The organism is Novosphingobium nitrogenifigens DSM 19370, assembly GCF_000192575.1.
GTDB classification, from domain to species: Bacteria; Pseudomonadota; Alphaproteobacteria; order Sphingomonadales; family Sphingomonadaceae; genus Novosphingobium; species Novosphingobium nitrogenifigens.
In genome coordinates, this window is the sequence record NZ_GL876933.1 from 726,094 (window position 1) to 740,636 (window position 14,543).

Below are 14,543 nucleotides of genomic sequence, written 5' to 3' on the forward strand. Positions count from 1 at the left end.
TTATCCCTCGCGCTCCCGGGCAAGGTCGTCTTCCCGAATGGTGTGGTTGCGGGCGGCTTGCCGCTCCAGCGCGATCTTGAGCATGGCGACCAGCGGATCGGCAAGGATCAGGCCGAGCAGCCCGAACAGGACCCCGAAAATGAGCTGCGCGCCCAGGACCAGCGCGGGGGCAAGGTCGGCGGTCTTCTTGGCGACCATCGGCACGACGATATTCCCGTCTACCGTCTGCACGATCAGATAGACCGCCACGCAATAAAGGCCGGTATGGGTGCCTTCGGAAAACCCGACGAGGATCATCAGCGCCCCGGAAATCGGCGCGCCGATATTGGGCAGGAACGCGAGCAGTCCCGTAAGCAGCCCGAGCAGAGCGGCCATGGGTACGTTCCACAGCCACAGCAGCAGCCATGTCGCGATGCCTTCGGATGTCATCCCGATCAGCCGCCCGAACAGCAGGCGGCGCAGCGCGCGGCCCATGAGGTGCGCGGTATCGTGCCAGCGGTCCCGGCTTTCGGCAGGCATGAGCCAGGCAAGCCCCCGACGGTAAAGGTCGGGTTCGAGCACGAAATAGATGCCCAGGATCATGATCAGGAACGCGGTGGTAAACCCGCCGAACAGGCCGCCGAGCGCCTGGGTGACGGGGCCGACCCCGCCCGCGATCTGTTCGGCGATGCGCGAGGCGTCGAGTTTTTCGACGAAGAGCCCGTGCGCATGGGCAATGTCGCCCAGCTTTTGCGCCTGCGTCGCGATCAGGCGGGGCATGGCGGCCGCCTGTGCCGCCAATTGGCTGCCCGCAAAGACTGCCAGCCATACGAGGAACGCGACCGCGCCGAGGAGAACGATGGCGATGCGCAGGATGCGCGGCACCGGCAGCACGCGCCGGAGCAGGCGTTGCCCGCCGTCGATCATCGCGCCGAACACGATCCCGCCAAAAATGACCAGCAAGGGCTGGGCAAGATAGATGGCAAGGCCGGTCAGCGTGGCAACGCCGATCCAGACGACAGCCCGCTTGATCTCGGTGCGGATCGCGCCGTCGTTGATATCGGTGGGGCCCGTCGTGGAAGCGTGTGAGCCGGGCAGGGGATTTTGCGGACCGGTCACAGGCATGCCGTCGCTGCCCGGTTCATTCGCCATGTGGCCCCCGCCCGCCATCGGTTTCCGTCATTTGTGACCGTCATGGACGATCATCGGGCGCAGTCTGGTCCAGGACCGCCCCGGTCGCAAGGCTTTCCACCAGGACAGCGGGTTGAAACTTTCGCTGCCGTCAAAGGAAAAGGTGGTGAATTCCGCCCGTCCGCCCACGCTCGACAAGGGAACCGGGCCGCCCAGGCCCTTTTCCTCGATCGGTGCGCGGCTGTCGGCCGAATGGTCGCGATTGTCCCCCATCAGGAACACATAGCCTTCGGGAACGCGGGTTTCGGGATAGTTGTCGAGCGGTTGGTCGCGATGATCGATGATGCGATAGGTCGCCCCGTTGGGCAGGGTTTCGCGGAAGATCGGCAAGTCGCAATAAAGCCGCCCGTCCGCGCCGCGATAGCGCAGGCCGGGGAATTCGTCCGGTTCGCAGGGCTGGTTCGCATCGACCGGCAGTTCGAGCGGCGCTTCGACCGCTTGGGGGATCGGCTTGCCGTTGAGAATGATCTGCCCACCGACGACCGCGATGCGATCGCCCGGCAAGGCGACGACGCGCTTGATGTAATCCTCGTCGCTGGCGGGAGGCACGACGATGACGATGTCCCCGTATTCGGGCGTGTGCGGGAAGATCCGCGTCGCCGAACGTGGCAGCACGTGGAACGAGGCCGAGACCCACGACCAGCCATAGGGATATTTCGACACCACCAGCCGGTCGCCGACCAGCAGGTTGGGCATCATCGAGATCGACGGGATGTAGAACGGCTTGGCGACGAGGCTGTGGAACACGACCACCGCGACCAGCATCATGACGAGGCCGCGCAATTCGACCAGCCAGTTCGCGCGCTCGTGATGCTGACCATCGCTCTTTGCAGGTTCGGTCATCGGCGCGGTTCCAAGGTCGAGCGTTTCGGGTTCGTCCTTCACGCAGAAGTTCCGATCGGGCGCGCCTCGATCACGACGAAGGCCTGGGCCCAAGGGTGGTCGTCAGTCAGCGTGAGGTGGACGATCGCCTCGTGTCCGGGCGGGGTCATCGCGGCAAGGCGTTCCGCCGCGCCTCCGGTCAGGGCGAGCGTGGGCGCCCCCGACGGGGCGTTGACGACGCCGATGTCTTTCATGAACACGCCCGCCTTGAAACCGGTTCCGACCGCCTTGGAAAAGGCTTCCTTGGCGGCGAACCGCTTGGCCAGCGTTCCGGCGCGGGTGAACGGGCGCCGCGCGGCCTTGGCCCGTTCGGCATCGGTGAACACCCGGTCCTCGAACCGTTCGCCGAAGCGGTCGAGCGAAGCCTGAATGCGCTCGATATTGCACAGATCCGAGCCGAGGCCGATGATCAACGGGCTTCGTCCATCAAGGCGCGCATGTGGCGTACGGCAGCACCAAGGCCGGTGAAGATCGCTTCGCCGATAAGGTAGTGGCCGATGTTGAGTTCGGCCAGCTGCGGGATCGCGGCGATCGGCTGGACATTCTCGAATGTCAGCCCGTGCCCGGCATGGGGCTCGATGCCGTTGACGGCGGCAAGGGCGGCCATGTCGGCAATCCGCTTCAATTCGACTGCCTGCGCTTCGCCGATCGCATGGGCATATTCGCCGGTGTGCAGCTCGACGACCGGCGCGCCCAGCTTGATCGCGGCCTCGATCTGGCGCGGTTCGGGGGCGATGAACAGGCTGACGCGGATGCCCGCGTCGGAAAGGCGGGCGACGATCGGGGCGAGGCGGTTGTGCTGTCCGGCAGCATCGAGCCCGCCCTCGGTCGTGCGTTCCTCGCGCCGTTCGGGCACGATGCAGGCCGCATGGGGTTTGTGGCGCAGCGCGATCGCGACCATTTCTTCGGTCGCGGCCATCTCGAAATTGAGCGGTAGGCTGGTCGCCGCCTGGATCCGGGCGATGTCCTCGTCCCGGATATGGCGGCGATCCTCGCGCAAGTGGGCGGTGATGCCGTCGGCGCCGACGCTGGCGACGATTTCGGCCGCACGCACCGGGTCGGGGTGTTCCCCGCCGCGGGCATTGCGGATCGTTGCGACGTGGTCGATGTTGACCCCCAGCCGCAACGGGCGGAGCGTGCCGGCCTGCGTCATCGCGCGTTTACTCGCCCGTTTGTGCCTGCGCTCTGCTGCCGGGCTTGATCGCGGGAGTCGCGGCCAGTTCGGGCGGCAGTTCGTCTTCGGCGTACGTGGGGAAGCTCAGGGTGATGAGCGGGTGGAACGGCACACCGAGATCGGCGGCTCCGGCGGAGCGATCGACCAGCGCGGCGCCCGCGATGACCTTGCCGCCCGCTTCCTCGATCGCGCGAATCGCTTCGCGGCTGGAAAGGCCGGTGGTGACGACGTCCTCGACCATCAGCACGCGTTCGCCCGGCTGTAGCGAGAAACCGCGGCGTAGCTCGAACGTGCCGGTCGGGCGTTCGACGAACATCGCCTCGACGCCGAGAGCCCGGCCCATCTCATGGCCGATGATGACGCCGCCCATGGCGGGCGAAACCACTTTCTGGATCTGCTGGCGCAGGTCGCGCGGCAGCTTGGCGGCAAGCGCGGTTGCCAGCCGCTGGGCCCGCATGGGGTCCATCAAAACGCGCGCGCACTGCAGGTAATGGGCGCTGTGACGGCCCGACGAGAGCAGGAAGTGCCCTTCGAGAAGGGCCGCGCTGGCGCGGAATTCGGAAAGGATTTCGCTGTCTTGCATGTGTGATCCGAAGGCTGTGCAGATACCCGGTGCCAAAGGCCCGGACGGCTTTTCCCGGCAAATGGCGCGCCGTGGCCCGAACGGCAAGCATTTTCGCGCGCGGGCGCATGTGTCCTTAAATCCGTGGCGAAAAATCGGAAAGTGCCTGCTTGAGCCGCTGGGGAAGCGGGCGTATAGCAGACGATAACAATAAAACATGTTTTGGGATGCGCCTGATGTCATTGATCTGGCGCAAAGAGGGATCGGACGTTCCGACGATGAATATTCACGGGAAATTCCGTGCCTTGGGCAAGGCATTCGTGTGGCTGGGCGTCATGCTCGCCGTGGTTTTCACGCCGACGGTCGCCTCTGCGCGTCCGTTGCAGGCACGGACGCTGGCCATCGCGGCACAGGCGGCCGACTCGGCCGTTTATGTCCCGGCACGGCCCGTCGCTGGCAAGGGACAACCCACGCCGGGAGGCTGGACATTCCAGAACCAGTATTCCCCGACAGGCGAGGAAGCCTTGCGCATGCACAATGCGCTGCTCCTGCCGATCATCACCGTGATCACCCTGTTTGTGCTGTTCCTGTTGCTGGTGGTGATGGCGCGCTTCAATCGCCGGGCCAATCCGGTGCCGTCGAAGACCAGCCACAATACCGCGCTCGAAGTGGCGTGGACGCTGATTCCGGTGCTGGTGCTGGTGGTAATTGCGGTTCCCTCGATCCGCCTGCTCGCCCATCAGTACAAGCCCGCGCCCAAGGATGCGCTGACCGTCAAGATCACCGGATACCAGTGGTATTGGGGCTATACTTATCCCGACAACGGCGGGTTCGAAGTGATCTCCAACATCCTGAGTTCCGACGAGGCGCTCAAGCGCGGCGAGCAGCCGCAGCTTGGGGCCGACAACCGCATGGTCGTCCCGGCGGGCGAGGACATTCGCATCCAGACCACGGGTGCGGACGTGATCCACTCGTTCTCGGTTCCCTCGCTGTGGTTCAAACTGGACGCGATCCCCGGCCGGATCAATGAAAAGGTCCTGCATATCAACACACCGGGCGTCTATTACGGCCAGTGTTCCGAACTGTGCGGCGTGCGCCACGGCTATATGCCGATCGTGGTCGAAGCCGTGCCCCGGGCGAAATTCAACGCCTGGATCAAGGCTCAGGGCGGCACCATCGGTGCGCCTGCAACGGCTTCCGCTTCCACCGCAGGCGCCCCCGCGCAGCCTCGCGTCTGACATATCGAAGGATCAAGGGGCGACCTCATGGCCACCATTCCCGCCGATCATGAAACCTTTGGCGTCCACGATGAAGGGGCGCACGAACACAAGCCGGGCTTTTTCGCCCGCTGGTTCATGTCCACCAATCACAAGGATATCGGGACGCTCTACCTGATCTTCGCGATTTTCGCCGGTGTGGTCGGCGGCGCGGTTTCAGGGCTGATGCGCGCCGAACTGATGCATCCGGGCATCCAGTACCTTGGCGTGGTGGCCCGCATCCTCGGGGAAAAGGACGCGAGTTTCGACCAGCAGCTTCACCTCTGGAACGTCCTCATCACCGCGCACGGCCTGATCATGGTGTTCTTCATGGTCATGCCCGCGATCATCGGCGGGTTCGGCAACTGGTTCGTGCCGATCATGATCGGGGCCCCGGACATGGCGTTCCCGCGCATGAACAACGTCTCGTTCTGGCTGACGTTCACCGGGTTCTGCTCGCTGATGATGTCGGCCTTCGTTCCGGGCGGGATGGGCAACGGCGCGGGCACCGGCTGGACGGTCTATGCGCCGCTGTCGACGACGGGATCGCCGGGCCCTGCGGTCGATTTCGCGATTTTCGCGCTGCATCTTTCCGGCGCGGGCTCGATCCTGGGGGCGATCAATTTCATCACCACCATTTTCAACATGCGCGCGCCGGGCATGACGCTGCACAAGATGCCGCTGTTCGTGTGGTCGGTGCTGGTCACGGCATTCCTGCTGCTGCTGTCGCTGCCGGTTCTGGCCGCGGCGATCACCATGCTGCTGACCGATCGCAATTTCGGCACGACGTTCTTCGATCCGGCAGGCGGCGGCGATCCGGTGCTCTATCAGCACCTGTTCTGGTTCTTCGGCCACCCCGAAGTCTACATCATGATCCTGCCCGGCTTCGGCATCATCAGCCAGATCATCTCGACCTTCTCGAAAAAGCCGGTCTTCGGCTATCTCGGCATGGCCTATGCGATGGTCGCGATCGGCGTCGTGGGCTTCATCGTGTGGGCCCACCACATGTACACGACCGGGCTCGACGTCGACACCAAGATGTATTTCACCGCCGCGACCATGGTCATCGCGGTCCCGACCGGCATCAAGATCTTTTCGTGGATCGCGACGATGTGGGGCGGGTCGATCGAATTCAAATCGCCGATGGTCTGGGCGATGGGCTTCATTTTCCTGTTCACGCTGGGCGGCGTGACCGGGGTGGTGCTGTCGAATGGCGGCATCGACGACAATCTCCAGGACACTTATTACGTCGTCGCCCACTTCCACTACGTGCTCTCGCTCGGGGCGGTGACCGCGCTCTTCGCCGGGTTCTTTTACTGGTTCCCCAAGATGAGCGGCCGCTGGCACAGCGAGTTCCTTGCCCATGTTCAGTTCTGGGTCTTCTTCGTGGGCGTGAACATGATCTTCTTCCCCATGCATTTCCTGGGGATGCAGGGGATGCCGCGCCGTTACCCCGACTATGCTCCGGCCTTCGAACACTGGAACTCGGTTGCGACCGTCGGCTACATGATCATGTCGGTCAGCGTCGTGATCTTCTTCGTCAACATCGCCTATGCCCTGATGTTCGGGCGCCGTGCGGAAGGCAACTATTGGGGCGAAGGCGCCACCACGCTCGAATGGACGCTGTCCTCGCCGCCGCCGTTCCACCAGTTCGAAACCCTGCCGGTGATCGATACCGCCGCTGTACACTGAATTTCCGGGGCGCTGATTCCCCTCGACCAACTTGCTTCGACCACCGTCGATCAAAGCACCCCGGCCGCAACGCCGGGGTGTCTTGTTTTTGGGCTCCGCACTGCTAGGTTTAGTCGATCAATTAAAAATCAGTGTGGGAGAAGCCGGTGCCTGAATTTCGCCAGATCGACGTTGGCGCCCTGTCGCTCAAAGTGGCGCTCGAAGGGGAAGGGCCGCTGGTCGTCATGGTCCACGGCTTTCCTGAAAGCTGGTATTCCTGGCGGCACCAGATCGGCCCGGTGGCTGCTGCCGGATACAAGGTCGCGGCCATCGACGTGCGCGGCTATGGCGGGTCGGACAAGCCGCAGGACATTGCCGCCTATGCCATGGAGGCGATTGTCGGCGATGTTGTCGGCTTGAAACAGGTGCTGCAACCCGACGCGCCCGCGATTCTGGTCGGGCACGACTGGGGCGCGCCGATCGTGTGGAATTCCGCCTTTACCCGGCCCGACCTGTTCCGCGCGGTGGCGGGGCTTTCGGTGCCCTTCACCGGCGTGCCCCAGCGGCCGTTCACGCAAGTCTTCCGCGAACTGTTCACGGCCAAGGGCCTGTTCTTCTATCAGGAGTATTTTCAGGAGCCGGGCCGGGCCGAGGCCGAGTTGGAGGCCGATGTCCGCCGTTCGCTGCGCCTGTTCCTCACCTCGGCTTCGGGCGATGCGCCTGCGTCCGCGTGGGCGCCCAAGCCGGCCGATTCTAACCTGCTCGACAGCCTGCCTGAACCCGAACGCCTGCCAGACTGGCTGAGCGAGGCCGATCTCGATTTCTATACTGCCGAATTTACCGCCTCGGGCTTTCGCGGGCCGCTCAACCGCTATCGCAATCACGAAGCCGACTATGCCTGGCTGTCGCAGTTTGCCGGGCGCACGCTCGATCAGCCTGCGCTTTACATCGGCGGCACGCGCGACCCGGCGAGCACCCTGTTCGGGCAAGTCGCCGATCCGGTCGCGATGATGCGCCGCTTTGCGCCTCATGTCGTGGGCCACATGCTTGAAGGCTGTGGCCACTGGACGCAGCAGGAACGGCCCGAAGAGGTCAATCGGCTTCTGCTCGACTGGCTCGCCGGGCTGCCCTGAGCTTTACCCGAGCCAGCTGGCAAGCCAGTCGGCCAGCGCCTGCGGCGACAGGCTGCGGGCGTCGGAAAGGGCGGTGACATGGCCCGGGTTGACGAGGCGGTCGGTCGCCGGATCGACGATCAGGACGGCGGGAACGCCTTCCAGACGGCCTTTGATGCCGTAGCGGGCCGGGATCTGCCCGTTGCGGTCGAACCGGCCAACGTCAACGGTCAAGACTTCATAGTGCTTGGCGACGAACGCCTTGAGCGCGGGCGTTTCGATCGTTCCGGCGAGCAGGCGGCAATCGAGGCACCAGTTGCCGCCCAGATCGATCAGCAGCAGCTTGTGCTGGAGCCGCGCGCGCTGGCGGGCTTCGGTCACGGCGCGGTTCGCATCGGCCCTTTCGTCATAAGGCAGGGGCAACGGCTTGGGCAGGTCGTTGAAACTGGCGATACCCACGCGCGGAGCCGGGATCGCGGCTTCAACCAGCGCGGGGGAGAGCGCGAGAGCGGCAAGCATCAGGCCGGAAAGCGCGCGCTTGGGAAACTTCATGGAAAACTCCATCGAATCGGTAGATATTATGGGGGTGATAGCCTGATTGGCGGACATTTCCAGCAGCATTGTAAAATGCGCTTTCACTTTGCCTATGGGTCAAGCGCCTTTATAGCCCGAAAGATGTCCGCCGCTCCTGCCACGACTCCCGCCTTTCCGCTCGCTGCCGACTGGCGCGATTTCTTCGCGCTGACCAAGCCTCGCGTCATCACGCTGGTGATCTTTACCGGCCTGTGCGGTCTCCTGGCAGCGCCTGGGCATATTCACCCGGTTCTGGCCTTTACCGCGATCCTGTGTATCGCGGTCGGGGCCGGGGGATCGGCCGCGCTCAACCAATGGTGGGAAGCCGACATCGACGCGGGGATGAAGCGCACGCGCAAGCGTCCCTTGCCCGATGGGCGCATGGACCGCACGTCGGCACGCGATTTCGGCATTGCGCTTTCGGCCGGGGCGGTGATCACCATGGGGCTTGCCATCGGCTGGCTCGATGCGGCGATCCTGGCGATCTCGATCGTCTATTATTCGTGGGTCTATACCATCTGGCTCAAGCCGCGCACGCCGCAGAACATCGTGATCGGCGGCGGGGCAGGGGCCTTTCCCCCGATGATCGGCTGGATCGCGGTGACCGGGCACATCACCTTGATGCCGGTGCTCTTGTTCCTCATCATCTTCATGTGGACGCCGCCGCATTTCTGGGCCCTGGCGCTGTTCGTGCAGACCGACTACGCCAAAGTCGGCATTCCGATGATGCCGGTCGTTGCCGGTGAGCGGTCGACGCGTCGCCAGATCCTGATTTACGCGGCGCTGCTCCTGCCCTTGACTCTGGTGCCGTGGTGGCTGGGAAAGACCGGCCCGGTCTATGGCCTGTCGGCACTGGTGCTGGGCCTCATTTTCCTTGGCCTTTCGGCGGTTGTCGGCTTGCGCACCAGTTTGCCCGAAGGCGACCGGATGAAGCCGGAAAAGCAGCTGTTCGGCTATTCCATCCTTTATCTCTTCATTCTTTTTGCCATGCTGGTGGTCGATCGTTTCGCCATGCAGGGCTTTTCCGCCCTGGGGAGTTGACACCATGGACAGCCCGTTGACGCCTGAACAACTCGCCCTGTTCCGGGCCCGGCAGAAGTCGCGCAGCCGCGCGCTGGCGGCGGTGCTGGGTGCACTGGTCGTCCTGTTCTTTGCGATCACGGTGGTGAAGATCGCCAAGCAGGCCGAGAACCGGACTTCTCCGCCCACCTCCGTCGCGACGCAGGAGTCCTGATCCATGGCCAGCGCGCCGCCATCCCATGCAGCGCGCAATCGCCGGGTCGCCACGCTGGCCGCGCTTGGCGGGCTTGCCATGCTGGGGCTGGGCTATGCCTCGGTCCCGCTCTATCGCCTGTTCTGTCAGGCGACCGGTTTCAACGGTACGACCCAGCGTGCGACGGCTGCGCAGGCCGACCGGGTTCATGCCGTTGCCCAGCCGATCACCATCCGGTTCGATGCCAATGTCGCGCCGGGGCTCAAATGGATCTTCCGGCCCGAGCAGGTGTCGCAGGACGGTCGCATCGGTGAACGCAAGATCGCCTATTTCTATGCCCGCAACCTGACCGACCATGCGATCACCGGGCGGGCGGTGTTCAATGTGACGCCCGAGCAGACCGGCGCCTATTTCCACAAGATCCAGTGCTTCTGTTTCAGCGAGCAGCGACTCGAAGCCGGGCAGGAAGTACGGATGCCGGTAATCTATTACGTCGATCCGGCCATGCTTCAGGATGCCGATGCGCGGAGCACACCGGTGATCACCTTGTCCTATACTTTCATGGAGGCTGCCGGTTCGCGGAAATGAGGGGGCACTTCCCGTACTTCTGGCCACTGGACCGCATTCCCGAGACAGGCTAAACAAGCGATGAAACCCGATCGGGGGCGTCAAGCCCGATGAATCGGGAAAAACATGTTTGGGAGTATCGGACGACCATGGCCGGCACCAAGAACCACGACTATCATATCCTGCCACCGGATATCTGGCCGTTGATGGGGGCGCTTTCGGCGCTGACGATGACCAGCGGGCTGGTCCTTTCCATGCACAAGATGCCCGGCGGTCCGGGCATTCTTCTGGCAGGGGTTCTGGGCGTTGCGCTCACCCTGTTCTCGTGGTGGGGCAAAGTCATTCAGGAAGCCCACGAGGGCCATCACACCCCGGTGGTCCAGCTTCACCAACGTTACGGGATGATCCTGTTCATCGCGTCGGAAGTGATGTTCTTCGTCGGCTGGTTCTGGGCCTTCTTCGATTTCTCGCTGTTCCCGTCGAAAATCGCGACCGACGTGATCGGCGGGCAATGGCCGCCCAAGGCGATCGAGGCGGTCATGAACACTTTCGACCTGCCCTTGCTCAACACGCTGATCCTGCTGTGTTCGGGCACGACGCTGACCTGGGCGCATCACGCGCTGATTCACGACAATCGCAAGGATCTGAAGCGCGGGCTGTGGGCGACGATCCTGCTCGGGATGATGTTCAGCTCGATCCAGGCCTATGAATATGTCCATGCCCCGTTCGCCTTTGGCCAGAACACCTATGGTTCGGTCTTTTACATGGCGACCGGGTTCCACGGGTTCCACGTCATTGTCGGCACGATTTTCCTGATCGTCTGCCTCGTGCGGGCCTATCGCAACGATTTCACCCCGCGCCAGCATTTCGGGTTTGAAGCGGCGGCGTGGTACTGGCATTTCGTCGACGTGGTGTGGCTGTTCCTGTTCGTGTCGATCTACGTCTGGGGCAATTGGGGCGCGCCGATCGAATGAGGGAATGGAGCGCATGACGAATTCGGACGGACCGTCCGTCGCCAAAGGGCAGCCCGGCCTCGTGCGGGCTGCCCTTTTCGCATTGTGTCCGCGGTGCGGGGCGCCGGGGCTGTTCGAGGGGGCTGGGCAGTTTGCGGAGACGTGCCGGGGTTGCGGGCTGGACTTTGCCGCGCATGAGGCATCCGGGCGGACGCTCTATCCGCTGGTCCTGCCGCTGGTGATCGGACTTGTCCTTGGTGCTCTGCGCTTTGACGATGCATTCCACCCACCGCTCTGGGTTCATCTGCTGATCTGGCCGCCGGTGGTTTCGGTCACGATGATCGGCGCGGTGCGCCTGGGCAAAGTCCTTGGCCTGATGCGCCATCTTGCACGAGAGGAGCTTTGATGCGCCGTCCTCCGCTTGGGGCCACCGTGTTCGTTCTGGTCGCGGTCGCGGCGATGATCGGGCTGGGAATGTGGCAATTGCATCGCCGCGCATGGAAAGAGGCTCTGATCGCGCGCTATGTCGCGGCCAGTGCGCAGACCGGGGTGGTCGCGTTGACGGGGACGGACATCCCCGACTTTGCCGCCTATCGCCGGGTCCTGTGGGATTGTCCCGAACCGGGCGCGGACCAGGTCGTTGCCGGACGCAATGCGCAAGGGCGTTCGGGCTGGGCCCATGTCGTCGTCTGCAGCCACGGCACCGGGGCAGAGGCGACGCATGTTCCCGTGGTGATTGGCTGGTCCTTTGCCGTCGTGCCGGTGATCTGGCCGGGCGGCGGGATTGCGGGCATTGCCGTGCCGGGGCCCAAGGCGGGGGTGTTCGTGCCCGGCCGCGACGGGCGCGCGCTCGACTGGCATATCGTTGCCGAACCGCCGCTTGGCGGTCTTGAAGCCAATGCGCGGCCCAATCCGCGCGAGATTGCCAACAACCACTGGTCCTATGCGATCCAGTGGTTCGCGTTCGCGGCAACGGCGCTGATTATCTATCTTCTTGCACTGCGGCGCCGTTGATCGCCTTGCCTTGGGGGACGGGGGCCGCTACGCGCGCGGCGACCACACGGGGAATGCGATGAAGTATGTCAGCACGCGCGGCACCGCGCCCGCGCTCGATTTCGAAGGCGTCACTCTCGCCGGGCTTGCCAGCGATGGCGGGCTTTATGTTCCCGAAGCATGGCCGCGCTTTTCGACCGAAGAGATCGCCGCGCTTGCCGGGCTTCCCTATGCGCAACTTGCGCAGAAGATCATGCAGCCCTTCGTGGGCGACAGCCTGACGCCCGAACGCCTGCTTGAACTGACGACCAAGGCCTATGGGCGCTTTGCCCATGCCGCCGTCACGCCGCTCAAGCAGTTCGACGAGCGTCAGTGGCTGCTCGAGCTGTTCCACGGCCCGACGCTGGCGTTCAAGGACGTGGCGCTGCAATTGCTGGGCCTGCTGTTCGAGGAATTCCTGTCGCGTCGCGACGATCACCTGACCATCGTCGGGGCGACGTCGGGCGACACCGGTTCGGCGGCGATCGATGCGGTCGCGGGTCGGGCCAAGGTCGACATCTTCATGCTCCATCCCGATGGCCGGGTGAGCGACGTGCAGCGTCGGCAGATGACCACCGTGCTGTCCGACAACGTCTACAACATCGCCATCGACGGCAGCTTCGACGACGCGCAGGCGATGGTGAAGCGCATGTTCAACGATGCCTCGGTCACCGGGCAGTTCGGCATCGCGGCGGTCAATTCGATCAACTGGGCCCGTCTGATGGCGCAGGTGGTCTATTACTTCGCCGCCGCGCTGCAACTGGGCGCACCGCACCGCAAGGTCGCCTTCAGCGTCCCGACGGGCAATTTCGGCGACGTCTTTGCCGGTTATGTCGCGGCGCAGATGGGCCTGCCGATCGAGCGGCTGATCGTTGCGACCAATATCAACGATATTCTCCACCGCGCGCTGTCGACCGGGGACTATTCGGCCGGAACCGTCACCCCGACTGCCGCGCCGTCGATGGACATTCAGGTGTCGTCGAATTTCGAACGTCTGCTGTTCGATGCAGCCGGACGCGATGCCGCGCTGATCGCGCAGCAGATGAAGACGTTCGACGCGACCAAGGTCCTGCAACTGACCAATGCGCAGCGCGAAGCGGCGGCGGGCCTGTTCACCAGTGCCCGTGCCGATGCCGACCAGATGGTCGCGGCGCAGCGCTGGGCGTTCGAGGCGACCGGCGAAGTGATCGATCCCCACACCGCCATCGCGCTTCACGCGGCGCGTGCCGCGCAAGGCCTGCCTGCCGACGTGCCGGTGGTGACGCTGGCGACGGCGCATCCGGCCAAGTTCGGCGACGCGGTGGAAAGCGCCATCGGCCTGCGTCCGGAACTGCCCGCACGCGTGGGTGACCTGTTCGAACGCGAAGAACGGTTCGAGCGCCTGCCCGGCGAGTACGATGCGGTGAAGGCTTACGTCACCGCGCGCGCAACGCCGCGTCACGGCTGATCGGGAGCGGATCCGTGGCCCGTCTCGTGCTGCAACCCGCCCTCATGATCGGGGAAGGCTGGGACGATTTCGCGCTGCTCGATTCGGGGCATGGGCGCAAGCTGGAGGCCTATGGCCCCCATCGCTTCATCCGCCCCGAACCGCAGGCGATGTGGACGCCGCGTCAGGCCGACTGGTCCGCCGACGGTGAATTCGTGCCCGGCTCGGACGAGGACGGGGGCGGCCGCTGGCAATTCGCGCGGCCGGTCCCGCGCGAAGGTTGGCCGCTTGCGCGCGGGGACGTGCGCTTTACCGCCAGCTGCACGCCGTTCCGCCATCTCGGCTTCTTTCCCGACATGGCGCCGGTCTGGGACTGGATGGGCGCGCGTCTGGCGGGGCAGGACAATGCCGCGACGCTCAACCTCTTCGGCTATACCGGCGTCGGCACGCTGTCGCTGTCGCGCTTCGGCCCGGTCACGCATGTCGATGCATCCAAGAAATCGGTGACGCAGGCCCGTGCCAATGCCGCGCTGTCGGGCATGGAGGACCGGCCGGTCCGCTGGATCGTCGACGATGCGGCCAAGTTCGCAGCGCGCGAAGTCCGTCGCGGTCGCCGCTATGACGGCATCATTCTCGATCCGCCCAAGTTCGGCCGTGGCCCGGAAGGCGAAGTCTGGCGCCTGGAAGAAGGTCTGCCCGGGCTGATCGCCGATTGCGCGCGTCTGCTCGATGGTGACAGCCGGTTCCTGTTCCTGACGGTCTATGCCGTGCGCATGTCCTCGCTCGCACTGGCGGGGCTCTTGCATGAAGTGCTGGGCCATCTTCCCGGCGCGATCGAGCATGGCGATCTGGCGATTGCCGAGGCCGGAGAAGGCGGGCGCGTGCTGCCCACCGCGATCTTTGCCCGCTGGTCTCGTGATGGAGACGAAAAGAATGGCTGAAGTCTCCCTCC

17 protein-coding genes are annotated in these 14,543 nt (G+C 64.4%); 11 read left to right on the plus strand and 6 right to left on the minus strand.

All coding sequences use genetic code 11. The features are described from left to right. Genes Y88_RS13295 through pyrE form a run of 5 tightly spaced genes read right to left on the minus strand, consistent with a single transcriptional unit; the run spans window position 1 to window position 3,809 of the window. On the minus strand, window positions 1-1,131 hold the full coding sequence (locus Y88_RS13295) for an AI-2E family transporter (protein WP_232281070.1): 1,131 nt from the start codon (window positions 1,129-1,131) through the stop codon (window positions 1-3). Window positions 1,132-1,158: 27 nt separating this feature from the next. Continuing rightward, the gene (lepB, locus tag Y88_RS13300; RefSeq protein WP_232281087.1) at window positions 1,159-2,013 is read right to left on the minus strand and encodes a signal peptidase I; all 855 of its coding nucleotides are present in this window, start codon (window positions 2,011-2,013) and stop codon (window positions 1,159-1,161) included. 38 nt (window positions 2,014-2,051) lie between these two features. Beyond that, on the minus strand, window positions 2,052-2,465 hold the full coding sequence (gene acpS / locus Y88_RS13305; RefSeq protein WP_008070129.1) for a holo-ACP synthase: 414 nt from the start codon (window positions 2,463-2,465) through the stop codon (window positions 2,052-2,054). Beyond that, complete coding sequence (locus tag Y88_RS13310; RefSeq protein ID WP_008070130.1) at window positions 2,462-3,205, minus strand: pyridoxine 5'-phosphate synthase; 744 nt, start codon at window positions 3,203-3,205, stop codon at window positions 2,462-2,464. Before Y88_RS13310 ends, acpS begins: the two co-directional genes overlap by 4 nt. A 7-nt stretch (window positions 3,206-3,212) precedes the next feature. After that, the gene (gene pyrE / locus Y88_RS13315; protein ID WP_008070132.1) at window positions 3,213-3,809 is read right to left on the minus strand and encodes an orotate phosphoribosyltransferase; all 597 of its coding nucleotides are present in this window, start codon (window positions 3,807-3,809) and stop codon (window positions 3,213-3,215) included. A 206-nt stretch (window positions 3,810-4,015) separates the two neighbouring features. On the opposite strand from pyrE, the gene coxB reads away from it, so the two are divergent. From coxB to Y88_RS13330, 3 genes are all read left to right on the plus strand, one after another. Continuing rightward, window positions 4,016-5,026: a cytochrome c oxidase subunit II gene (gene coxB / locus Y88_RS13320; protein ID WP_008070134.1), complete on the plus strand. Its 1,011-nt coding sequence runs from the start codon at window positions 4,016-4,018 to the stop codon at window positions 5,024-5,026. A 27-nt stretch (window positions 5,027-5,053) separates the two neighbouring features. Beyond that, window positions 5,054-6,736: a cytochrome c oxidase subunit I gene (gene ctaD / locus Y88_RS13325; RefSeq protein WP_008070136.1), complete on the plus strand. Its 1,683-nt coding sequence runs from the start codon at window positions 5,054-5,056 to the stop codon at window positions 6,734-6,736. Window positions 6,737-6,882: 146 nt separating this feature from the next. Then, window positions 6,883-7,848, plus strand: coding sequence for an alpha/beta fold hydrolase (locus Y88_RS13330; protein ID WP_018075475.1), 966 nt, complete (start codon window positions 6,883-6,885; stop codon window positions 7,846-7,848). A gap of 3 nt (window positions 7,849-7,851) precedes the next feature. Here the strand turns inward: Y88_RS13330 and Y88_RS13335 are convergent, their stop codons facing one another. Then, window positions 7,852-8,379: a thioredoxin family protein gene (locus tag Y88_RS13335; protein ID WP_018075474.1), complete on the minus strand. Its 528-nt coding sequence runs from the start codon at window positions 8,377-8,379 to the stop codon at window positions 7,852-7,854. Window positions 8,380-8,502: 123 nt separating this feature from the next. Here Y88_RS13335 and Y88_RS13340 point away from each other — a divergent pair, with 123 nt between their 5' ends. The 8 genes from Y88_RS13340 (at window position 8,503) to Y88_RS13375 (ending at window position 14,532) form a co-directional block, all read left to right on the plus strand. Continuing rightward, a complete protein-coding gene (locus tag Y88_RS13340; protein ID WP_018075473.1) occupies window positions 8,503-9,441 on the plus strand; it encodes a heme o synthase in 939 nt (312 codons plus the stop codon). A 4-nt stretch (window positions 9,442-9,445) separates the two neighbouring features. After that, window positions 9,446-9,634 (plus strand): hypothetical protein, encoded by a 189-nt coding sequence (locus Y88_RS13345; RefSeq protein WP_008070144.1) that lies wholly within the window; start codon window positions 9,446-9,448, stop codon window positions 9,632-9,634. A 3-nt stretch (window positions 9,635-9,637) separates the two neighbouring features. After that, on the plus strand, window positions 9,638-10,201 hold the full coding sequence (locus Y88_RS13350; RefSeq protein WP_008070146.1) for a cytochrome c oxidase assembly protein: 564 nt from the start codon (window positions 9,638-9,640) through the stop codon (window positions 10,199-10,201). A gap of 128 nt (window positions 10,202-10,329) precedes the next feature. Further along, the gene (locus Y88_RS13355; RefSeq protein WP_008070147.1) at window positions 10,330-11,154 is read left to right on the plus strand and encodes a cytochrome c oxidase subunit 3; all 825 of its coding nucleotides are present in this window, start codon (window positions 10,330-10,332) and stop codon (window positions 11,152-11,154) included. Between the two features lie 13 nt (window positions 11,155-11,167). Beyond that, a complete protein-coding gene (locus tag Y88_RS13360) occupies window positions 11,168-11,539 on the plus strand; it encodes a DUF983 domain-containing protein (protein ID WP_232281071.1) in 372 nt (123 codons plus the stop codon). Then, a complete protein-coding gene (locus Y88_RS13365) occupies window positions 11,539-12,147 on the plus strand; it encodes an SURF1 family protein (RefSeq protein WP_018075472.1) in 609 nt (202 codons plus the stop codon). The genes Y88_RS13360 and Y88_RS13365 overlap by 1 nt, the downstream gene beginning before the upstream one ends. Window positions 12,148-12,205: 58 nt before the next feature. Continuing rightward, window positions 12,206-13,612 carry a threonine synthase gene (gene thrC / locus Y88_RS13370; protein WP_008070150.1) on the plus strand — a complete coding sequence of 469 codons (1,407 nt, stop codon included), beginning with the start codon at window positions 12,206-12,208 and terminating at the stop codon, window positions 13,610-13,612. 14 nt (window positions 13,613-13,626) lie between these two features. Beyond that, window positions 13,627-14,532 (plus strand): class I SAM-dependent methyltransferase, encoded by a 906-nt coding sequence (locus Y88_RS13375; protein ID WP_008070151.1) that lies wholly within the window; start codon window positions 13,627-13,629, stop codon window positions 14,530-14,532. Window positions 14,533-14,543: the final 11 nt, after the last annotated feature.

Excerpts from the sequence above, each read along its gene's own strand:
- Y88_RS13345 (WP_008070144.1), top strand. The coding sequence starts at position 9,446 with ATGGACAGCCCGTTGACGCCTGAACAACTCGCCCTGTTCCGGGCCCGG.
- Y88_RS13295 (WP_232281070.1), bottom strand. The coding sequence starts at position 1,131 with ATGGCGAATGAACCGGGCAGCGACGGCATGCCTGTGACCGGTCCGCAA.
- lepB (WP_232281087.1), bottom strand. The coding sequence starts at position 2,013 with ATGACCGAACCTGCAAAGAGCGATGGTCAGCATCACGAGCGCGCGAAC.
- coxB (WP_008070134.1), top strand. The coding sequence starts at position 4,016 with ATGCGCCTGATGTCATTGATCTGGCGCAAAGAGGGATCGGACGTTCCG.
- ctaD (WP_008070136.1), top strand. The coding sequence starts at position 5,054 with ATGGCCACCATTCCCGCCGATCATGAAACCTTTGGCGTCCACGATGAA.
- Y88_RS13335 (WP_018075474.1), bottom strand. The coding sequence starts at position 8,379 with ATGAAGTTTCCCAAGCGCGCGCTTTCCGGCCTGATGCTTGCCGCTCTC.
- pyrE (WP_008070132.1), bottom strand. The coding sequence starts at position 3,809 with ATGCAAGACAGCGAAATCCTTTCCGAATTCCGCGCCAGCGCGGCCCTT.
- Y88_RS13340 (WP_018075473.1), top strand. The coding sequence starts at position 8,503 with ATGTCCGCCGCTCCTGCCACGACTCCCGCCTTTCCGCTCGCTGCCGAC.
- Y88_RS13350 (WP_008070146.1), top strand. The coding sequence starts at position 9,638 with ATGGCCAGCGCGCCGCCATCCCATGCAGCGCGCAATCGCCGGGTCGCC.
- thrC (WP_008070150.1), top strand. The coding sequence starts at position 12,206 with ATGAAGTATGTCAGCACGCGCGGCACCGCGCCCGCGCTCGATTTCGAA.
- Y88_RS13365 (WP_018075472.1), top strand. The coding sequence starts at position 11,539 with ATGCGCCGTCCTCCGCTTGGGGCCACCGTGTTCGTTCTGGTCGCGGTC.
- Y88_RS13360 (WP_232281071.1), top strand. The coding sequence starts at position 11,168 with ATGACGAATTCGGACGGACCGTCCGTCGCCAAAGGGCAGCCCGGCCTC.
- Y88_RS13355 (WP_008070147.1), top strand. The coding sequence starts at position 10,330 with ATGGCCGGCACCAAGAACCACGACTATCATATCCTGCCACCGGATATC.
- Y88_RS13310 (WP_008070130.1), bottom strand. The coding sequence starts at position 3,205 with ATGACGCAGGCCGGCACGCTCCGCCCGTTGCGGCTGGGGGTCAACATC.